Source organism: Pseudooceanicola endophyticus (assembly GCF_018760365.1).
Lineage (GTDB): Bacteria > Pseudomonadota > Alphaproteobacteria > Rhodobacterales > Rhodobacteraceae > Pseudooceanicola > Pseudooceanicola endophyticus.
Window position 1 is genome coordinate 1 of sequence record NZ_JAHIAB010000038.1, and the last position, 1,703, is coordinate 1,703.

Sequence of the window (1,703 nt, forward strand, 5' to 3'; positions counted from 1 at the left end):
GCGGAGACGATGAGGCCCATGGAGAGGTTGAGGGGGATGCCGATCCTCAGGAAATCCGAGAAGCGGTAGCCGCCGGGCCCGTAGACCAGGGTGTTGGTCTGGTAGCCGATGGGGGTGGCGAAGCTTGCCGAGGCGGCGATCATCACCGCGATCACCAGGGGGCGCGCATCGATCCCCATGGCGCCGGCCAGGCCCACCGCGATCGGCGTCATCACCACGGCGACGGCGTTGTTGGACACCAGCTCGGTCAGCACCGAGGTCAGCAGGTAGACCGACCAGATCACCAGGAAGGGCGGCAGATGCGACATCGCCGGGGCGATGGCATCGACGATCAGCGTCACCGCCCCGGTGTGCTGCAGCGCCACCCCGATGGCCAGCATCGAGAAGATCAGCGCCAGCAGCCGGCCATCGACCATCTCGAAGGCCTCGTCGCTGTCGATGCAGCGGCTCAGCAGCACCACCGCCACCGCCAGAACCGACAGCAGCAGCACCGGCGCCACGCCGATCCCCGCCAGCCCGACGATCGAGAGCAGCGCCAGGATGGCGATCGGCGCATGGGAGCGGCGATAGGCACGGTCCGAGGGCGCGCTGACCTCGACCAGCTCCATCTCCTCGGCCAGGCGGCGGATGTCGGCGGGCGCGCCCTCCAGCAGCAGCGTGTCGCCGACCTTGACCACCAGCTCGTCGATCTGGCGGCCGATGTTCTGGTTCCGCCGGTGCACCGCCAGCGGATAGACCCCGAAGCGGCGGCGCAGCCGCATCGACCCGATGCTGCGTCCGTCCATCTTGCAGCCCGGGGTGATCAGCACCTCGACGGTGGTGGTCTCGACCGCGCTGACCTGGTCGACGCGCTTCAGGCTCTTGTCGCGCTGCAGGCTCAGCAGTTCCGAGATCTCCGAGCGCAGCACCACCCGGTCGCCGACCTGCAGGATGACCCCCTTGAGGTGGCGCCGCAGGCTCTCGTCGCCGCGCACCACGTCGATCAGCCGCACGCCCTCGCGCTTGAACAGCTGCACGCCGGTGACCTCGCGGCCGATCAGGTTGCTGTCGGGGGGGATGACGGCCTCGGTGAAGAACTTCATCTTCTGGCGCCCGCCCAGCATCGAGGCCATGGAATCGCGGCTGGGCAGCAGGAAGCGCGAGGTCAGCCGCAGGTAGAGCATCCCCCAGAGCACGACGATGATGCCGATCGGGGTGACCTCGAAGATGCCGAAGGGCTTGAGGCCCTGGCCGCGCGCCACGCCATCGACCAGCAGGTTGGTGGAGGTGCCGATCAGCGTCAGCGTGCCGCCCATGATGGCGGCATAGGAAAGCGGGATCAGCAGCTTGGAGGGCGCCTTGCCAAGCGCGCGGGCCATCTGGATGAAGACCGGGATCATCACCACGACGACCGGCGTGTTGGAGACGATGGCCGAGGAGAGCAGCACGAAGGCGAAGAGCCCGGCCATTGCCAGCCGCGGGCGGCGCGTGGCCTGAGCGGTGGCGAGGCGGGTGAAGCTTTCCAGCGCGCCGGTGCGCACCAGGGCGGCCATGACGATGAACATGGCGGCGATGGTCCAGGGCGCGGGGTTGGCCAGCACCTTGAGCGCATCCTCATAGGGCAGCAGCCCGGTCACCAGCATCAGGGCGACACCGCCGATCGCCACCACCTCGGTCGGAAAGCTTTCGCGCACGAAAAGCACGAACATCCCGAGCACAACCAA

General features: G+C 68.3%; 1 protein-coding gene. It reads right to left on the bottom strand.

Annotation, left to right across the window (positions count from 1 at the left end):
- The coding region (locus KM176_RS24700) for an SLC13 family permease (protein WP_311136204.1) at window positions 1-1,703 on the bottom strand (1,703 nt) is incomplete at both ends.